19 protein-coding genes are annotated in these 19,433 nt (G+C 40.3%); 5 read left to right on the forward strand and 14 right to left on the reverse strand.

Features of this window, described 5'->3' with window-relative positions; all coding sequences use genetic code 11:
- Window positions 1–54: 54 nt before the first annotated feature.
- Entirely contained in the window at window positions 55–696 is a 642-nt protein-coding gene (gene ompW, locus BDD30_RS01195; RefSeq protein WP_015834186.1) for an outer membrane protein OmpW, read from the reverse strand.
- A 437-nt stretch (window positions 697–1,133) separates the two neighbouring features.
- Here ompW and BDD30_RS01200 point away from each other — a divergent pair, with 437 nt between their 5' ends.
- Window positions 1,134–1,898 carry a YciC family protein gene (locus tag BDD30_RS01200; protein ID WP_015834185.1) on the forward strand — a complete coding sequence of 255 codons (765 nt, stop codon included), beginning with the start codon at window positions 1,134–1,136 and terminating at the stop codon, window positions 1,896–1,898.
- 78 nt (window positions 1,899–1,976) lie between these two features.
- On the opposite strand, the gene BDD30_RS01205 is transcribed toward BDD30_RS01200, so the two are convergent.
- From BDD30_RS01205 to BDD30_RS01220, 4 genes are all read right to left on the reverse strand, one after another.
- Window positions 1,977–2,507 (reverse strand): Ail/Lom family outer membrane beta-barrel protein, encoded by a 531-nt coding sequence (locus BDD30_RS01205; RefSeq protein ID WP_015834184.1) that lies wholly within the window; start codon window positions 2,505–2,507, stop codon window positions 1,977–1,979.
- Window positions 2,508–3,076: 569 nt separating this feature from the next.
- Complete coding sequence (locus BDD30_RS01210; RefSeq protein WP_015834183.1) at window positions 3,077–3,478, reverse strand: HVO_A0114 family putative DNA-binding protein; 402 nt, start codon at window positions 3,476–3,478, stop codon at window positions 3,077–3,079.
- A gap of 4 nt (window positions 3,479–3,482) precedes the next feature.
- The gene (locus tag BDD30_RS01215; RefSeq protein WP_015834182.1) at window positions 3,483–3,848 is read right to left on the reverse strand and encodes a toxin-antitoxin system TumE family protein; all 366 of its coding nucleotides are present in this window, start codon (window positions 3,846–3,848) and stop codon (window positions 3,483–3,485) included.
- Window positions 3,849–3,931: 83 nt separating this feature from the next.
- Window positions 3,932–5,644 carry a SulP family inorganic anion transporter gene (locus BDD30_RS01220; protein WP_015834181.1) on the reverse strand — a complete coding sequence of 571 codons (1,713 nt, stop codon included), beginning with the start codon at window positions 5,642–5,644 and terminating at the stop codon, window positions 3,932–3,934.
- Window positions 5,645–5,869: 225 nt separating this feature from the next.
- Here BDD30_RS01220 and BDD30_RS01225 point away from each other — a divergent pair, with 225 nt between their 5' ends.
- Both BDD30_RS01225 and yciA read left to right on the forward strand, forming a co-directional pair.
- On the forward strand, window positions 5,870–6,406 hold the full coding sequence (locus BDD30_RS01225) for a septation protein A (protein ID WP_015834180.1): 537 nt from the start codon (window positions 5,870–5,872) through the stop codon (window positions 6,404–6,406).
- 77 nt (window positions 6,407–6,483) lie between these two features.
- Complete coding sequence (yciA, locus tag BDD30_RS01230) at window positions 6,484–6,915, forward strand: acyl-CoA thioester hydrolase YciA (protein WP_015834179.1); 432 nt, start codon at window positions 6,484–6,486, stop codon at window positions 6,913–6,915.
- A 193-nt stretch (window positions 6,916–7,108) separates the two neighbouring features.
- Here yciA and tonB read toward each other — a convergent pair whose 3' ends face one another.
- Both tonB and BDD30_RS22980 read right to left on the reverse strand, forming a co-directional pair.
- A complete protein-coding gene (tonB, locus tag BDD30_RS01235) occupies window positions 7,109–7,798 on the reverse strand; it encodes a TonB system transport protein TonB (RefSeq protein ID WP_015834178.1) in 690 nt (229 codons plus the stop codon).
- 110 nt (window positions 7,799–7,908) lie between these two features.
- Window positions 7,909–8,082, reverse strand: coding sequence for a YciY family protein (locus BDD30_RS22980; RefSeq protein WP_015834177.1), 174 nt, complete (start codon window positions 8,080–8,082; stop codon window positions 7,909–7,911).
- A 248-nt stretch (window positions 8,083–8,330) separates the two neighbouring features.
- On the opposite strand from BDD30_RS22980, the gene cls reads away from it, so the two are divergent.
- Window positions 8,331–9,791 (forward strand): cardiolipin synthase, encoded by a 1,461-nt coding sequence (gene cls / locus BDD30_RS01240; RefSeq protein ID WP_041381827.1) that lies wholly within the window; start codon window positions 8,331–8,333, stop codon window positions 9,789–9,791.
- Between the two features lie 112 nt (window positions 9,792–9,903).
- Entirely contained in the window at window positions 9,904–10,233 is a 330-nt protein-coding gene (locus BDD30_RS01245) for an HI1450 family dsDNA-mimic protein (RefSeq protein ID WP_015834175.1), read from the forward strand.
- A 282-nt stretch (window positions 10,234–10,515) separates the two neighbouring features.
- Here BDD30_RS01245 and oppF read toward each other — a convergent pair whose 3' ends face one another.
- The 7 genes from oppF to BDD30_RS01280 form a co-directional block, all read right to left on the reverse strand.
- Window positions 10,516–11,517, reverse strand: a complete 1,002-nt coding sequence (oppF, locus tag BDD30_RS01250; RefSeq protein WP_015834174.1) for a murein tripeptide/oligopeptide ABC transporter ATP binding protein OppF — start codon at window positions 11,515–11,517, stop codon at window positions 10,516–10,518.
- Window positions 11,514–12,512 carry an ABC transporter ATP-binding protein gene (gene oppD / locus BDD30_RS01255; RefSeq protein ID WP_015834173.1) on the reverse strand — a complete coding sequence of 333 codons (999 nt, stop codon included), beginning with the start codon at window positions 12,510–12,512 and terminating at the stop codon, window positions 11,514–11,516. The genes oppF and oppD overlap by 4 nt, the downstream gene beginning before the upstream one ends.
- A gap of 9 nt (window positions 12,513–12,521) precedes the next feature.
- Window positions 12,522–13,430: an oligopeptide ABC transporter permease OppC gene (gene oppC / locus BDD30_RS01260; RefSeq protein ID WP_015834172.1), complete on the reverse strand. Its 909-nt coding sequence runs from the start codon at window positions 13,428–13,430 to the stop codon at window positions 12,522–12,524.
- Window positions 13,431–13,446: 16 nt separating this feature from the next.
- Window positions 13,447–14,367 (reverse strand): oligopeptide ABC transporter permease OppB, encoded by a 921-nt coding sequence (oppB, locus tag BDD30_RS01265; protein WP_015834171.1) that lies wholly within the window; start codon window positions 14,365–14,367, stop codon window positions 13,447–13,449.
- A gap of 84 nt (window positions 14,368–14,451) precedes the next feature.
- The gene (gene oppA, locus BDD30_RS01270) at window positions 14,452–16,092 is read right to left on the reverse strand and encodes an oligopeptide ABC transporter substrate-binding protein OppA (protein WP_015834170.1); all 1,641 of its coding nucleotides are present in this window, start codon (window positions 16,090–16,092) and stop codon (window positions 14,452–14,454) included.
- 132 nt (window positions 16,093–16,224) lie between these two features.
- Entirely contained in the window at window positions 16,225–17,862 is a 1,638-nt protein-coding gene (locus tag BDD30_RS01275; protein WP_015834169.1) for an ABC transporter substrate-binding protein, read from the reverse strand.
- A 566-nt stretch (window positions 17,863–18,428) separates the two neighbouring features.
- Complete coding sequence (locus BDD30_RS01280) at window positions 18,429–19,073, reverse strand: YchE family NAAT transporter (protein ID WP_015834168.1); 645 nt, start codon at window positions 19,071–19,073, stop codon at window positions 18,429–18,431.
- Between the last annotated feature and the right edge of the window lie 360 nt (window positions 19,074–19,433).

The following is a 19,433-nucleotide window of genomic DNA, read 5'->3' on the forward strand; positions in this document are numbered from 1 at the left end:
AAAATGGGGCAAGATTTGCCCCATTTTTTTCATGTCATACAAACTTGATTCTTATCAGAAGTGATAACCAACACCAAACATAAATACCCATGGATCAAGCCGGGTATCAATTTTATATTTCTGATCACCTGCTTTGAATTTTACATCCGTTTCAACGTTTACCCACCATACAGAGGCGTTTAACATCCAGTTCTGATCTAACTCATAATCCAGGCCAACATGTCCCGCAACACCCCAAGAATCTTTTAAATCCAGACTATGTAAGTTGTTATCTCTCACCGCTGAATTACCATTGAATTTTTCATTAAAGAAAGTGGTATAGTTCAAACCGATACCAACATAGGGGCGAAATTGACTTTCTTTAGAACCGAAATAATATTGTGCCATTAATGTCGGCGGCAAATGTTTTACTTTAGCAATATCACCAACACCGGGTAAACTTACCTGATGTTGGAAAGGTGTCCCTGCCAGTAACTCAACACCAATATTATCGGTAATCATATAACTGAAGGTTAAACCCATCTGAGTATTATTATCTGCACTAAAAGAACCCACTCCTAATACATTATCAGAGCCAGTATTAGGTCTTATCGTCGCAGTACCCGTACGGAAAATAAAATCACCTGCTTGATGAGCAAAAGCAAATGATGGTGCTAAAGTTGCCGCTGCTAATACAAATGCAGAAATTTTTTTCATTATTCATCCCATTCCTGTTATTTAAAGTAAACCAAAATATACCCATATATTTGAAATTATGATCCAAGACAGATCACATCTTTTAAATAATTTAAACAAAATCGCATATTTGCAATATTATTATTTCAAAAAGGAATTATTTTAAATTGATGCAAATCAAAGTTTTTTCGTTATTAATCGGTTAGTAACTTTCTGTTTATATATCAATTCCGATATTTTATCTCCCATCTCATTATATTTCCATTATGTTTTAATAAGGTTAATTTTATGTTTATTTTTATATTAAAAATATAATATGAGAGACTTTTTTCTACCATCAACCATCACGGCCAACCATTAATTTATCCGTATCATCTCCTTTCTACTACCCACATTTCCCAATAACAAGGTACAATCAACCACTATGCATTGTTGTTTAACCTGATAGGAGTTGCTTCATGCCAATCACGGCAAATATCCTGTACCGTGACAGTTTTAACTTTTTCAAGAATCAACTGTTAAGTATCCTGACTCTGGCCGTTCTGGCGGCTCTGATGACCACCTTATTGGGGCACCTGTTTGTTCCTGATAGCGAACAGATGAAATTGCTGACAGAAGCAGAATTCACTTTTGCAACCTCAGGCAAGGCAGGTATTCAGGATCTCGTGTCTCAAATGACCCCAGAGCAACAGTCAATGATCATGCGTGCAGGAATCGGAACCATTTTCTCCAACATGGTTGGCAGTGTGCTATTGGTTGGTGGTGTACTGACGCTAGTCGCAGCAGTTTCAGCAGGAAACCGTATTTCTTCATTACAAGCAATTGGTTTATCAGCAAGCCAATTACCGAAATTGTTTCTACTGTTATTGGTATGTACTCTACTGATTCAACTTGGTTTGATGGTAATGCTGATACCAGGAATTATTTTGTCTGTTACTCTAGCTTTATCACCCGTTATTATGACCGTTGAACGTAGTGGTATTTTTGCCTCTATGAAAGCAAGCTGGAAGCTGGCATTTGCCAATATTCGTTTACTGATTCCAGCAATTCTATTATGGCTGACTGCAAAGCTCTTAATAGTGTTTATTATTGACCGTCTGACATTCATTCATAATGAAATGGCAGGAATCACGCTTGGCGTGTTGAATAACTTGATCTCCTCCATCCTGCTTATCTACTTGTTCCGCTTATATATGCTAGTTTCTTCTTTACAGCAAAAATAAATATAAATTCCCTGTCACAAGACAGGGAATCTTTTCAAAATAGTGCTAACCAGGTTAAATATAAATTAGCAAATTTTATTAGAATCGATAACCAACACCCACTACCCAAGTACCTACTTTCAAATCACCCAGTTTTGAATATTCATAAGATGCATCGATAGCCAGATTTGGAATAGGGTTAAACTGTAATCCTGCGCCATAGCTAACAGATGTCTTCTCCTTTTTACGGCTGCCGGACGCAAAAACATCTTCCTTTCCATGTACATGTGCAGCACCAACCAGACCGTATACACTCACATATTCATTAAAGCGGTATGAAGGGCCAGCCATCAAGGAATAATAATCCATATCAAGTTTAGTGGGTTTTGGATCACCATATTTGAAATCGTAACCCGTATATGTGGCCGAGCCAATAACACTGAAATGATCATCCAGCTCATAACGATATTTTAAGTTAAAACCTTTTGTGTCTTTATTAGATTTATTACCATCATACTTCACATGTCCCTGAGCATAGCCGCCAGAAATAGTACTCTCACCCGCATTTGCTGTAAATGCGAATACAGATAAACCAACTGCCACCACTGAGGCTACCAATGTTTTTTTCATTGAAAATCCCTAATATTGTATAAAATATAAAAATAACTAATCGCCAATCGCGAGCCGGTATTGTTTACTAACAATTAACAGGAAACAACCTAATTCTATTTATTGTTAATTTCCCGTTTAACAAAGAAAAATATTATGACTGTGGCAATTTCAGCAAAAAACCTTATTTCTTTATTATAGACAATTGATTTATCAGCGGGCCAACTCGCTAAATGATTTCTGCAACGACTTATATAATAAGATAGTAGAATTAATTATTGACGTGTTGAATTAATCTAATCTCCACATGCTCCTGAACTACCTATCCCAGTTATATATACCCTTCATCCTTCAAGTTGCTGCTTTGTTGGCTGCTTTCACTCACCCCAGTCACATAGTTATCTATGCTCTTGGGGATTCATTCACTTGCCGCCGCGCTGCAACTCGAAATCTATTGGGTATATGCTAATTGCCTCTTCACAGCAAAAATAAATATAAAACCACTGCTCAAGCAAACCCCATAGTGATAAAAACTATGAGGCTGCTAGGTCATAACATAAATTGGGTTCAACTGTATGGGATCGACTGCTTTACGCTGCTATATTTTTAGCTCCACAAGATGACATAACTTTTTCGACGATTTCTTGCTCAATTTTTATCTCGAAGTCAGTAAACAGCGCTTTTGGTTTTACATTTCTGCCATTTTTTTCCAGGGCCACAAAACCGTGTCGATTCAGTGTCTTTAATGTAGCTGACAAGTTACTTGGTTGCCTTCCTGACAGCTTAGCCAACTCTGCGATTGTCTCCGGTTTCTGTTCATTTATCAGACGTAAAAGAACAATATTATCACTGCTAAGTACTTGGGCTAGAGCAATCATAGAGGTAAACCAAATCTTAGGTTCACCAGGCTGAACGACATATTCACCTTTGACTATAGCCAGTGTGCGCTTGCGTATAAGCTCTTCATTCATTACACCAATGAGTGCTTTCATGGTATTACCCTCTTTTTTCGCGTTCAGCGATAATTTCATCAACTTTAGTAAAAAAATCCTCAATTAACTGATATGCAGAAGTAAATTCATATGGGACACCTTTATCTATAGAGTTTCTATGAATATGGTCATGCACCAATCGCCCCCGGTATTGACTTTTTCTTGATGGCATAATTGCGTGCGCATTATCCATACCAAATACTCGTGTATTGTATTTGTCATGCAACGTTAAGTTATAACGGATACCATGTGGAATGACATTCGTTGGTTGGACAGTCCACACCTCAATTTTCCACCAATAACCATCATCTCTATTGACTCGCTGACCATGCAACCCAAGTAAGACATCCAAACCTGAATCAGATTGCATTACTAAAACCTCCTTGTTTGCTATGAGCTAATCATATGTTTTTATCCGATGAACTTCAAGTTCAGTGAACAATCATTGAATTACTATTTTTTGATGTAATTAGAGTACCACTCCGGCTTACTTTGAATCATTCGTACCGCAAAATAGAGATCGGGCACCACAATGAGATCATCATCGCTACTTTTCAGTTTATTCTGTTTTATCCAGCGGGTAAGTTCGGTCCGACGGCCAGCAAGCACCAGCGTGACACCTTTCACTTTCAATTCAGTAATCAATTCATCAATAGCCGCAAATACACTGACATCGTCATAGGTAAAACTAACCGCGGCATCAACAACCAGCCAACCTGGACGTTTTTGCACGCGGTCAACATGTTGTAACACCCGCTTTTTAAAGTAACTGACATTAAAATAAGTCAATGGGGAGTTAAACCGGTACAGCATCACACCATCTATCGGTTTAATCTCATTACCTTGATTAATTGAATGGATCATCCCTTGTTCATTAACACCCAAAAGCTGATCTGTCGGACGGAATATAATTCGCAAAAACTGCAATAAACCAAGTAGAACAGCAAAACCTACACCATTAATCAAACCAACCACCAGTACTGCAATCAATGTAAAAAGTGACAAAGTAAATGCCTGACGATTTCGTTTCCTCAGTGACCAAATTGCCCGCAAACTCAACAACGACGATGCCGAATAAATTAGCACCACACCAAGAGATGACAATGGAATATAAGTCAGGAAATCTGCCAGAAACAGCAAAATCAATAAAATAACAGAAGCCGCAATAACAGAAACCAATTGAGTTTTCCCACCAATAGCATCATTAACCGCAGTACGGCTGCTGGCGGCACTAACCGCAAACCCCTGCGATAAAGCAGAGGCAATGTTCGCAATGCCCAACGCCCTAAGTTCAGAATCCGCATCGATCTGATAACCGTTTTTATTAGCAAAGCTACGGGCGGTCATCATAAAACTAACAAAACTGATAACAGCAAGGTTCAGAGATGGAATAACCAACTCACGCATAATTCCAGGTTGAAAATCCGGCATTGGTACAACGGGTAACCCGCCATCACTAACACTACCAACAATTTGGATACCATATTTTTCAAGCCCAAATTGCCAGCTTATATAAGTCGTTAATACCATAGCCAACAAAGGCCCCGGCCAGGCAGGACGAAAGAAACGTACCGTCAATAAAATCAACACCGTTACAACAGACATTGCTAACGTCGGTAAATGAGTATTCATTAATTTAGCAGGTAGTACGAACACCCTTTCAATCAGCCCAACCGGTACACTTGAAAAACCAAAAACTTTAGCTAACTGATCAACAATGATTGTCAATGCAACTCCATTCATTAATCCTTTAAGTATTGGCCTTGAAAGAAAATCAACAAATGTTCCCAATCGAAAATGACTGGCGATAATACACCATATCCCGGTCATTAAAGTCATCGCAATCGTAAGCTGCCACCGCACATCTTCATTATTAAAAGCCAGTGGCGCCACTGCGGCGGCAATGACAGCACAAGTTGCCGCATCCGGTCCGACAATCAATTGTCTTGAAGTGCCAAATAGGGCATAAGCGAACATAGGTAAAATACATGCATAAAGACCTATAATTGCACTTATCTCCATTAATTCAGCATAAGCAATAGCAACAGGCAGAGCGACAGCGGCCACAGAAAGCCCAGCCCTTAGATCATAACCAAACCATTCCTTACGATAATGAGAGAAATTGCCCAACCCTGGCATCCAACGCTGTAGCCTTTTCCACCGCATCTGGTGTATGCCCTCTTATTTTTCAATGGGTTTTAGCTATAATGCTGTGTTATATGTTTACTGACAACAGGAAGTTAATTACGGCGCCCTTTATGGTAAAATTGTGCGAAACGGATCGATAAAGTTCTTTTTTTATTGATAACTAAAGTCATACTGTCGCCGCTTGGTACACCTAATCACCAACATCGGGTACAGTCAGATATCAGAATTACGATAGGTTCAAACATGAAACAACTTTTAGACTTTTTACCTTTAGTCGTGTTTTTTGTTGTATACAAAATGTATGACATTTTTTACGCTTCCGGGGCTCTAATTGCCGCAACGGGTTTAGCTGTAGCGATTACTTATTTCATCTACCGAAAAGTAGAAAAATCTTCTCTGATCACGTTTATTATGGTTGCTGTTTTCGGCACCTTAACATTGGCTTTCCACAGTGACCTATTTATCAAATGGAAAGTCACAGCAATCTATGGTTTATTTGCATTAGCTTTGCTTGGCAGCCAATGGTTCATGAAAAAACCACTTATTCAGAAAATGCTAGGAAAAGAATTAATTTTACCGGATCTTGTCTGGAATAAATTAAATATGGCATGGGCACTGTTCTTCATTGCCTGTGCTCTGGCTAATATTTATGTCGCATTCTGGTTACCACAAGATGTCTGGGTTAACTTCAAAGTATTTGGTCTAACTGCCCTGACCCTAGTTTTCACCGTGCTCAGTGTAGTATATATTTACCGCTACCTGCCACGCGAACAGAAGTAACCATATTCAAATGAATACCTGTCTTCTGTAATCTATAGGCAGGTATTGTTTTTTCATCAAATAAAGTAAAGTTTTCAATGACACAACAACAATTACCCAACGGAGAGTTAGTACTCCGCACACTGGCTATGCCTGCCGATACCAACGCAAATGGAGACATTTTTGGCGGTTGGTTAATGTCACAAATGGATATTGGAGGCGCAATTCTAGCAAAAGAAATTGCAGAAGGCCGTGTTGTCACTGTCAGAGTAAATGGTATTACTTTCCTAAAACCTGTCGCGGTTGGTGATGTAGTATGCTGTTATGCACATTGCCTCAAAACCGGCAACAGTTCGATTACCATTAATATCGAAGTTTGGGTGAAGAAAGTAGCATCTGAACCTGTAGGTCAACGCTATCGTGCAACCGAAGCCATATTCACTTATGTTGCTGTTAATGAGGATAATACTCCACGCCGTTTACCAGAAGGTAAAACCCAATTCCAACTAACCAGCAGCACTTGCGAATAAACTTGGTCTTGATGTGGATAAAAAAGAGCATCTTAACAATGCTCCTTTTTATCTATACCCGTCATCTTTCAAGTTGCCTCTTTGTTGGCTGCACTCTCTCACCCCGGTCACATAGTTATCTATGCTCCCGGGGATTCGCTCCCTTGCCGTCGCGATGCATCTTGAAATCCTAGGGTATATATTCCTCCAATCGTCAGGATTGAGTTACACCGGTGACTTTAAATTCTACCGTTGTGATATAACCAACAGCGGGTATTTTTTCATAGCGCCATTTTCTCATTGCTTTTTTTACTTCCCGGTCAAAAACATTTGGGGGATTGGCTCCAATCACTTCTATATTTTTTACCCTACCGTCTTCATCAATATCATATTTGACTTTAACATAACCTTCAGTACCCAATGCCACAGCCCTAGATGGGTAAACAGGTAAGGATTTACTTAATGCTTTTGGCCCTTTCTGCGGCTTAATCGCCGTATCACTCTGATTATTATCAGTACGGTTAGCCAGCGCATTCTGATTGAACAATGGTTTTTCCGGTTGCTCAGCTTTCCTTTCAACGGGTTCAGATTGTTTTTTAACAATTTTCTTCTTGACTTCTGGCTTCCTCTTCTTCACCTCTGGTTTTGGAATCACTGGCTCTGGGACAGGCTCTGGCTCTGGCGGCTCCTCTGGTTCTAATACAGGTTCAGGTGCAGCGGGTTCAGATACAGAAGTTTCTTCAGCGGCTAACTGAATCATGGCTACAGACATAAGTGCGGCATCAGGTTGCTTTTCCGGTATCATCGTACAGAAAAGTGCGGCGGCAACAGAAATATGTAAACAAACTGATAACAATATTGGCCAATGTATCCAACGCATAAGAAAGTTTTTGATTAGCAGCATAATAGTCAATCCTCGAATAACTGCTAGTTTAAATGCAAATAGCAATCATATTCAATAAAGATTGTAGGTGAGCGTGAATATAAGGCCAAAAATATTATTTTTTAATGCATTCATTCACTATACTGAACAAATAATAAAGCATGACGTTGTTTATAACCATTTAATTTACGCAGTGAATGAATTCGCAAATTACGCCTTGATTGCCCCACCAAGCGACGGCGATGACTATGGGAATTTTGGCGTAACATCCGCCATCTCCCTACTTCATTCCTACTATGTCTCATAAAGTATACCTGTAAAAATATAATCACGCTCATTATAAGCCTTTAAGAATAATATCCAAGGCATATATAGATAGTACTTTTTATATCAATAATGCGAAATGACTAATATCAAGTATGATGCTTGCAGTATACTTGCTGATTTTTTGGTAAATTCATCGGATTAATAGATCGTTTATATCCCGTACCTTAGGGAAAACGAGTTAAACGCCACCAAAGATGTCTGAACAAAACAGGATTGATTGCCGAACATGACAACCTTTTATTCCGTCCTAAGTTGGCTCGCTATTTTCTTCTATTGGCTGATCATTGCTAGTATCACCTTACGTATTTTGATAAAACGCCGACCTGTAACTTCCGCAATGACCTGGCTGTTGATTATTTATATCCTGCCTTTAGTTGGAATTATCGCTTACCTGTCGTTCGGTGAGCTGCATTTGGGGAAACGTAGAGTTGAACAGGCAAAAGCTATGTGGCCATCAACCGCCACATGGCTTGAAGAATTGCGTAAATCTCGTCATATCTTTGCTACAGAAAACAGCGAAGTAGCAACACCTTTATTCCAGCTTTGTGAGCGTCGGCAAGGACTTGAAGGTGTTAAAGGTAACAAGATCCAACTGCTGACAACCTATGACACTTCACTAAAAACCATAATCAAAGACATTGATAATGCCAAACATAACATTGAGATGATGTTTTATATCTGGCAATCCGGCGGCTTAGTTGAACAAGTCACTGACGCCCTTATGGCCGCTGCACGCCGGGGAGTAAGATGCCGTGTCATGGTAGATTCAGCCGGGAGTTGGTTATATTGCCGCAGTCAATACCCAGATATCATGCGTCAAGCAGGAATTGAATTTGTTGAAGCTTTGCAGGTTAATATTTTCCGTTTATTTTTACGCCGGATGGATCTGCGCCAACACCGCAAAATCATCTTGATTGACGATTATATTTCTTACACTGGCAGCATGAATATGGTAGATCCACGCTTCTTTAAACAAAATGCCGGTGTTGGGCAATGGATCGATATCATGGTAAGAATGGAAGGACCTGTCACTACGACTATGGGTGTTATTTACGCCTGTGATTGGGAAATGGAAACCGGTCAGCGTATCTTCCCGCCATCACCAGATAACAATATTATGCCATTTGAGCAGGCCAGTGGGCACACCACTCAGATTATTGCATCCGGCCCAGGATTCCCCGAAGAGTTAATTCAACAGTCTTTAATGACTGCTATTTTCTCTGCTCGTAAGCAACTGATTCTCACTACCCCTTATTTCGTTCCCAGCGATGATCTAATGAATGCTATCTGTACCGCGGCCTTACGAGGCGTAGAAGTCATTATCATCGTTCCCCGCAGAAATAATTTTTTCCTTGTTCGCTGGGCAAGTCGGGCATTCTTTTCTGAACTGTTAAATGCAGGAGTTAAGATTTACCAGTTTGAAGATGGTTTATTACATGCCAAAAGTGTTTTGGTTGACGGCCAGCTTAGTATGGTTGGTTCAGTTAATCTCGATATGCGTAGCCTGTGGCTAAATTTTGAAATTACCGTGGTTATTGATGACGAAAATTTTGGTAATGACCTCACTCTGGTGCAATACAATTATATTTCTCGTTCCACACTGTTGGAAATCAACGAATGGGAACAGCGTCCTCTGTGGAATCGAATTATTGAACGTATTTGTTACTTCTTCAGTCCATTACTGTGACCAAGACCCTCGTCTTGTAAAGACGGGGGTACCAATCAACGCTTCATCATGCTTTAATTTCTTCACCATGACTCACGAATAAAACAATATGGACAACAGACCCCTGCAAACTATGGACTTAGATCTCAATAACCGTATGACGGAAGATGAAACACTTGAGAAGGCATATGATATCTTTCTTGAGTTAGCCTCCTCCCATCTTGATCCCGCTGATATTCTGTTATTTAGCTTACAATTCGAAGTACGTGGAGGTGCCGAACTATTAAATCCTTCTGATGAATGGCTTGACCATGTGGATTTCGATCTAAACCCTGATTTTTTTGCCGAAGTTATTATCGGGCTAGCAGAATCTGAAGATGCTGAGATCAACGATGTTTTTGCCCGTATCCTTATTTGCCGGGAAAAATCTCACCAAATTTGCCATATTTTGTGGAAAGAATAAGAAAACAAAGTCATCTTTTGATCTGACGTAACACCTCAAAAAACGAGAGTTACCGGTTTTAACATTAGGTTTGGACGCCTGACATAACACCGAAAAGTAACTCTCATATTTATGACTTACAAAATGCTTCAATATATACCCGTCATCTTTCAAGTTGCCTCTTTGTTGGCTGCACTCACTCACCCCGGTCACAGAGTTATCTATGCTCCCGGGGATTCGCTCCCTTGCCGTCGCGAAGCATCTTGAAATCCATAGGCTATAATGTAACAACGTGACCAACAATCACAATGGATCAACCTTCAAACAAGATACCGCATGGCGGAAACTTCCCTCCATTAAGGGTCGAGTTTTAGCACATTCAGGATCTGCCATCGGGCAACGTGTACGAAAAACACATCCTGATGGCGGATTGATGGGTGACGGTAACTCTCCTTCCAACAATTCAATGTGTTTATTTCGTTCTTTATCCGGATCAGGTACCGGTACCGCTGACATCAATGCCTTGGTATAGGGGTGCTGTGGATTATGATAAACCTCATCATAAGTTCCCAATTCCACCGCATGTCCAAGATACATCACCAACACACGATCAGATATGTGTTTAACTACAGCAAGATCATGAGCAATAAAAATCAGCGACAGTCCCATTTCACGCTGTAATTTCTGTAACAAGTTAACTACCTGAGCTTGAATGGATACATCAAGTGCGGAGACCGGTTCATCACAAATCACCAGTTTAGGTTCAAGGATAAGTGCCCGTGCAATCCCGATACGCTGACACTGACCACCAGAAAATTCATGTGGGTAACGATTTATCAGATTCGGTAATAACCCAACCTTCATCATCATTGCTTTTACCCGCTCTTTAATTTCCGCTCCTTTCATCTTAGGGTGATAAGTACGCAATGGCTCAGCGATAATATCGCCAATCGTCATTCGCGGGTTTAAAGATGCTAATGGGTCCTGGAATATCATTTGGATATCACTGCGAATATCTCGCCATTGCTTATCATTCATATCCAGCAGGCTTTTTCCCAACCAGGTTACCGAACCACCGGAAGATTTGACCAATCCGATAATTGCACGGGCAAAAGTCGATTTACCGCAACCAGATTCACCAACTACACCAAGAGTTTCACCTTCGTATAGCCTCAATGTGACACCGTCAACCGCTTTCAAGGTTTTTATTGGTTGCCAGAACCACTGTTTGCCATCTTTGATATCAAAGTGAACTTTTAGATCTGCTACTTCCAACAGCACGCGTCTTTCTTCAATCGAATTCATACCAATTCTCCCGGTGCTTTAAAACAAGCTCGCAAACGCCCGTTGCCAAAGTTTTCTAATTTCGGCTCACAATCCACGCAATGACTTACTGAAAACTGGCAGCGTGGCTGGAACGGACACCCTTTCGGTAACCGCAATAAATTGGGCGGATTCCCCGGGATTGTTGTCAATGATTCTTCATTACCATCAAGACGAGGAACAGCGCCAAGAAGACCAATAGAATAAGGATGAGTTGGTTGATAAAACACGTCACGGGCTGAACCATATTCCATCGTTCGCCCTGCATACATGACCAGCACTTTGTCACAAATACCTGCAACAACGCCCAAATCATGGGTAATCATAATAATCGCAGTATTAAATTCCTGTTTTAGTTCATTCAGCAGGGTCATAATTTGTGCCTGAACCGTTACATCAAGTGCGGTTGTCGGTTCGTCAGCAATAAGTAATTTTGGTCGGCATAACAATGCCATTGCGATCATTACACGTTGACGCATACCACCAGAAAATTCATGAGGATACATACTCATACGCTTACGCGCTTCCGGCATTTTAACCGCATCCAACATCCGAATTGACTCAAGATATGCTTCACTTTTACTCATATGTTTATGCAACATCAATACTTCCGTCAGCTGGTCACTGACGCGCATATAGGGATTGAGAGAAGTCATTGGGTCCTGAAATATCATCGATATTTCTTCCGCCCTCATGCGGTTTAGTTCTTTCTCTTGCAGATTAAGAATTTCCCTGCCATTAAAAATAGCAGAACCGCCGGTTTTCCCGTTTCTGGCAAGCAATCCCATCAGAGCAAAAGCGGTTTGTGATTTCCCAGAACCAGATTCTCCTACGATCCCCAGTGTTTCCCCGGCTCGTAAATCAAAATTTAACTTATTCACTGCGGTAACATCCCCTTCCGGGGTGCTAAAAGTCACGTTCAAATCTTTAACAACCAACAACGGCTCAGAACTATTCTGGTTTTCAACGCTGTTCATGTTACCTCCTTAACGATCTTTCGGATCGAGGGCATCACGCAAGCCATCGCCGATAAAGTTAAAACAAAACAGTGTCACCACCAGAAAACCGGCAGGAAACAACAGCAACCACGGGGAAACTTCCATCGAATTCGCACCATCACTTAACAATGCCCCCCAACTGCTTAATGGCTCTTGAGTTCCCAACCCCAGAAAACTAAGAAACGATTCAAACAGGATCATGCTTGGTACTAATAAAGATGCATAAACCACCACCACCCCCAATACATTAGGGACGATATGGCGCAATACGATGTGGCGGGTTGATACACCACATACCAGCGCCGCTTCGATAAACTCTTTACGTCTCAAGCTCAGCGTCTGACCACGGACAATACGTGCCATATCTAGCCATGACACCATGCCGATAGCGACAAATATCAATAAAATATTCTGCCCAAAGAAAGTCACCAACAGGATCACAAAGAACATGAATGGGAACGAGTTAAGAATTTCCAACAAACGCATCATTATTGAGTCTATTTTTCCACCCATATAGCCGGATAATGATCCATATAAGGTTCCAACGATAACCGCAACCAACGCTGCCGCAATTCCAACCATCAATGAAATACGACCACCAATGGCAACACGTACCAGCAAATCACGACCGGAGGAATCCGTACCGAAATAGTGGCCTGATTCAGAATCAGGTGGCATAGACATCATAGCCCAATCAGTATCATCATAAGTGAACTGTGCCAACATCGGTGCCAGAATCACAAACAAAGTAATCAAAGATAACAGACACAAACTGGCAATCGCTGCCCGGTTGTGAATAAAACGACGTCGTGCATCCTGCCATAAACTACGACCTTCAATTTCCAGTTGCTCAGAGAAATTTTCCAGAGCTTCGCTGTTTTGTTTATTTACTATCATTTTGCGCGCTCCAGTCTTAATAACGAATCTTCGGATCAATAACGGCATACAACACATCAACAATTGCATTGAACAGAATGGTCAAGCCACCAACCAAAATAGTCAGGCTTAATACCAATGAATAGTCACGGTTCAATGCTCCATTAACAAACAACTGCCCTATTCCCGGCAAACCGAAGATCGTTTCAATGACCATCGAGCCAGTGATAATGCCGACAAAAGCAGGTCCCATATAAGAGATAACCGGTAACAATGCAGGCTTTAAAGCATGACGAAAAATAATGGTGCGCAATGGCAACCCTTTGGCACGCGCAGTACGGATAAAGTTAGAGTGCAATACTTCTATCATTGAACTGCGAGTAATACGGGAAATACTGGCAATATAAGCTAAAGACAATGCCACCATTGGCAATATCATGTACTTCGGTGCTCCGCCATTCCAGCCACCTCCCGGCAACCATTTCAGATGAATGGCAAACCCCAGCACCAGTAACGGTGCCACAACAAAGCTTGGGATAACAACCCCCGTCATGGCGAAACCCATAACTGTATAATCCCACTTTGTATTCTGATTAAGTGCAGCAATAACCCCAGCACTGACCCCCAAAACAACCGCCATTATAAATGCTGCGGCACCTAACCTGGCAGATACCGGAAATGCCACGGCTACCAGATCATTAACGGTATAATCCTTATATTTAAAAGAAGGACCAAAATCCCCCTTAGTAAGTTGGATTAAGTAATCAAAATATTGTTTATAAATTGGATCATTCAGATGGTATTTCGCTTCGATGTTTGCCAGTACTTCTGGTGGTAATTTTCGTTCACCGGTAAATGGACTGCCTGGTGCCAACCGCATCATGAAAAACGAAATAGTAATAAGAATCAAAAGTGTCGGGATCGCCTCTAAACAACGGCGTAAAATAAACTTAAGCATTGCCCGTTCCTATATGTTGGCCCTGAACCCTGGCCTTAAAATAATTTAACACTAGGCAGCCATTTCCAGGCTGCCCTACAACCATTAGTGTTTGATAATATAAAGCTCTTTGGTGCGTAAATTATCCAAAGGATCTTTCCCTGTATAGCCGCCAATATAAGGCTTCACTAACCGGGTATTCACATAGTAGTAAAGGGGAACAATGGCCGAATCTTTATCTAGCTGCTCTTCTGCTTTCTGGTAGACGACCGCACGCTCATCGTCAGTTTTTACTTGTAGGGATTCTTTCATCAGTTTATCAAATTCACTGCTCTTATAATGAGAAGTGTTATTACTGCTATAAGAAAGCATTGAATTCAGGAATGAAGAAGGTTCGTTATAATCGGCACACCAGCCAGCACGGGCTACGTCATAATTGCCCTGATGTCGGGTATCAAGAAAAGTTTTCCACTCCTGGTTTTCCAAACGAACATCAGCACCTAAATTCTTCTTCCAAATAGAAGCTACTGCAATTGCCATTTTTTTATGCAAATCAGAGGTGTTGTAAAGCAAATTAAATTTCAATGGATTATCTTTAGTATAACCTGCTTCAGCCAGTAATTTTTTAGCTTCCTGATTGCGTTGTTCCTGACTCCAATCAGCAAACCACACTGGTTTTATCTCTTTAAAACCATCAGTAAACGGAGGTGTATAACCGGAAGCAGGGATATCACCCTGTGCTTTTACTTTATTGGTCACAATATCGCGATCCATAGACAATTTCAGTGCAGTACGAACGCGGGGATCATTAAATGGGGGTTTTTCGTTATTAATTTCGTAGTAATAAGTACATAAATGAGGGTTAATACGTAACTCGTTCGGGATCTCTTTTTTCAGCTTCTGAAATAATTCAATCGGTAAGTTGGTATAAGTCATATCAATTTCGCCACTGCGATAACGGTTTACATCCGTAACCTCTGACGAAATTGGCAGGAAAGTGACCTGATCAATAACGGTATTTTTATTATCCCAATATGTCGGGCTACGCTCCATCACAATACGTTCGTTGACTATCCAATTTTTCAGTTTATAGGCACCATTACCGACAAAATTCTGCGGCTGAGTCCATTTTTCACCATATTTTTCCACTGTTGCTTTATGAACAGGGGACATCGGTGAATGAGCCAAAAGTTTTGGCATATAGGGAACCGCTTCGCTCAATGTCAGCTGTAATGTATGATCATCTAACGCCTTTACACCCAGAGTATCTGGTTTCTTTTTACCACTGATGATGTCATCAATATTCATGATATGAGCATACTGGAGAAAACTTGCATAGGGAGAAGCAGTATTGGGATCAGCCAGACGTTGCCAACTATAAACAAAATCCTGAGCAGTGACAGGATCACCATTAGACCACTTAGCATCTTTACGAAGATGGAATGTCCAGACGGTGAAATCTTTATTTTCCCAACTGACCGCAGAACCTGGCAAAATTTCACCATTTGGGCCAACAACAGTAATACCTTCAAACAGATCACGGGCCAAATGTGATTCTGGCACCCCTTCAATCTTATGCGGGTCCAGCGATTGTGGTTCAGAACCGTTATTACGGACTAAAACCTGTTTATCCGCTAATTGAACACCATCAGGCACTTTTGCAGCAAAGACATGACTTATCATTACCATACTCAGTGCAGCGCTAATGCTGGCAGTAAGTAATTTCTTTTTAGTTGTGTTTATCATCTTTTTCTACTCCAATTTTACATCGCCAAACTTTTATAAGTCGACGGCCCGGTAAAGGACGGATTATCACCTGCATTCAAAAGGAACGATTTTGTTTGCAGGACCAGTAACTCTTTTGAGTAAAACTAGTATCTAGTTTTTTATCATATACAGTCGCTTAATATCCATATAATCTAATGGGTCTTTCCCTGAAAACCCTCCCACTGATGGGCTAACAAGCCGCACGCTCACCCGGTAATAAACAGGAATCAATACCGAATCTTTATCGAGTTGAAACTCAGCCTGCTGGTATAATTTCTTACGCTCAACAACATCTTTGGCGATTAATGCTTGCTCCAGATAGCTATCGAAATTTTTATTCTGATAGAAAGTGGTGTTATTACTGCTGTCTGAGAGCAGCATATTTAAAAATGCAGTAGGTTCATTGTAATCAGCACACCAGGTCGCCCTGCCCACCTGATAATTCCCCTGATGGCGGTTTTCGAGAGAAGTTTTCCATTCCTGGTTTTGTAAAATCACATCGGCTCCCAGATTCTTTTTCCACATGGAAGCTGCGGCAATAGCCTGTTGTTTATTTTGATCAGATGTGTTGTATAACAACGTAAACTTCAGCGGATTTGCTTGATTAAAACCAGCCTGTTTCAGCAATTCTCTGGCATGTTTATTACGCTGTTCCTGTGTCCAGTTAGCCCATTCTGGTTTAGAAAAATCGCCACCACCAATAAACGTTGGAGTAAAACCATAAGCGGGTATTTGCCCCTGCCCCATAATTTTTCCCGCAATAATATCTCTGTCGAGGCTTAACTTGACTGCCTCACGGACTCTCACGTCAGTAAACGGTGGTTTTTTATTGTTAATTTCGTAATAAAACGTACAAAGATAAGGACTAACGCGCACTTGATCAGGGATATCTTTCTTCATTTTCTGATACAGGTTAGGAGGAATGGCGCTGTTGGTTATATTTATTTCTCCACTACGATAACGGTTAACACCGCTAGTTTCCGACTGAAGAGGCAAAAGAGTAGCCTGTTCAATAATTGTCTTCTCGTTATTCCAATATTGTGGGTTACGCTCAAGCACTATCCGCTCATTCACCACCCATTTTTTCAACAAATATGCCCCATTTCCCACATAATTTTCTGGCAGTGTCCATTTATTGCCAAACTTCTCGACAATATCCTTTTTCACAGGCTTCATTGCTGTATGACTGAGCATATTGACAAAATAAGGCACCGGATGCGTCAGAATAACTTGTAAACGATGGTCATCTAGCGCTTTAACGCCCAACTGGTCGGGAGATTTTTTACCCTTCAGAACATCATCAATGTTTTCAATGTACGCATATTTAAGATAACTGGCATAAGGTGACCCCACATTTGGATCAGCCAATCGTTGCCAGCTATACTCAAAATCGTGTGCAGTGACAGGCGTTCCATCACTCCATTTAGCATCATCACGCAGATAAAAAGTCCATACCGTGTAACCTTGATTTTCCCAATGGCTTGCAACTGCCGGAATGATTTCCCCTTCCGGACCTGTACTCACCAATCCTTCCAATAGATTAAGAATAATGTTGGTTTCCGGTACACCTTCGACTTTATGTGGATCAAGAGAGGCAACTTCCACGCCATTATCCACAGTAATCTGCTGTTTATCGGCAAGCTCCACCCCCTCTGGTACTTCAGCAGCGAACACAGCCACAACAGGAAATGCTAATAATAAAAATATACTGGAAACAAACTTATATAATTTTAATTGTTTGATCTTCATTTCTTTCCTCCAGTCTGGTGAATCTTCTCATTCACTCCGCATATATCCCATCAAGGCAGCGTCTTCACGTTATTCATCCCAAAGTAAAAATACTCACGGATTAAATATTAAAGACTGCTTATCATATCAATTGTTAAAATATTCCTTTCATATTACAAAAATCAGCCTTACAAACAGCTTATTACAACCTATTACGTTAATTAACAAAAGATCCCAAATTACACAACAATACATTGATATATCAAGGTTTTTATACCATATGATTAACTAAAACAGGATATAAAGGTCACCCCAAAATGAAAATAAACATAATTTTAACAAATTGCAATCAATGCAAATTAAAAACCTACATTCATCACAAAACAATGGTGGAAGCAACCAGTTACACATTGCATAAACAGACAAGAATAATTTAAAAAATATCGGATCATTTGTATAAAATTCAGCAACTACCGATAAAAAAAGCGAGAAAAGACGATAAAACAAACTTTATAATAAAAATGATAAGAATATTATAATTTATAATTTGACTAGAAAAAAATTCACATCTTTTCTCGTAAATCGTATCAGATTAACCCCGGGAATAATGCCCTAATCCCTGTCACAATCAGTTCGATTCCCAAAGACATCAACAGTAACCCCATAATACGGGTGATAACGTTAATTCCCGTCTGTCCAAGGTATTTGACCACTAAAGGAGCAGCCCGGAATAATAACCAGCAACAAAAAGCAAACAATGCGCTGGTTAGCACAAATCCAATAAAATTCTGCCATCCCTGGTAGCGAGAACTCCAAACAATACAAGAGCTTATTGCACCAGGTCCTGCCATTAGTGGCAATGCCAATGGCACAACTCCCACACTCTCTCTAATAGCTGTTTCTGATTTTTCCTGCTTATTTTGCTTGTCTTCCCCAAGCTTACCGTTAATCATCGACATAGCGATGGTTACAACAAGAATTCCCCCAGCAATGCGAAAAGAATCAATGGAAATACCAAACATATGCAGAATCGAATCCCCTAACAGCAAAGCTGTCCATAAAATGATGGCAACAGAAATATTGGCTACAAAATTTGTTCTATTACGCGCAGATTGAGTCTGGTAGTGAGTCATGCTAATAAAAACTGGCAAGATACCAACGGGATTGACTAGCGCAAACAATCCAACAAAAAACTTAATGTAACCAGCAAAATCCAGCAGTAAGTCACTCACAAATACCTCCTCTTAAGTTACGCAGTGCTAATAAACATGTTTCCATACAGGCATTCACTAGAAAATCATAGAAAACTTTATTTTTTCTTTACCTTATACCGACAAAGTTTCCGTTGCTATCGGTTATAACGAATTTTTTATTAATAATTTCTTATATGAAAAATTGCCCAATCGATATTTTCATTAAGTTAAAAACTCAATTTTATTAATTCTTTTGCCATTCAACTCATATTATCACGCGCTAACGCTGAAAGGTGTCAGCTTTACATTTGTGTGATTAAGATCAATATATATTTAATACCGAATGGTAATCTGTAGCTATCATAAAATCACCAGACTAAATAATCTGGAAAATATTTG

It is taken from the genome of Photorhabdus asymbiotica (genome assembly GCF_003634575.1).
Classification (GTDB): Bacteria; Pseudomonadota; Gammaproteobacteria; order Enterobacterales; family Enterobacteriaceae; genus Photorhabdus; species Photorhabdus asymbiotica.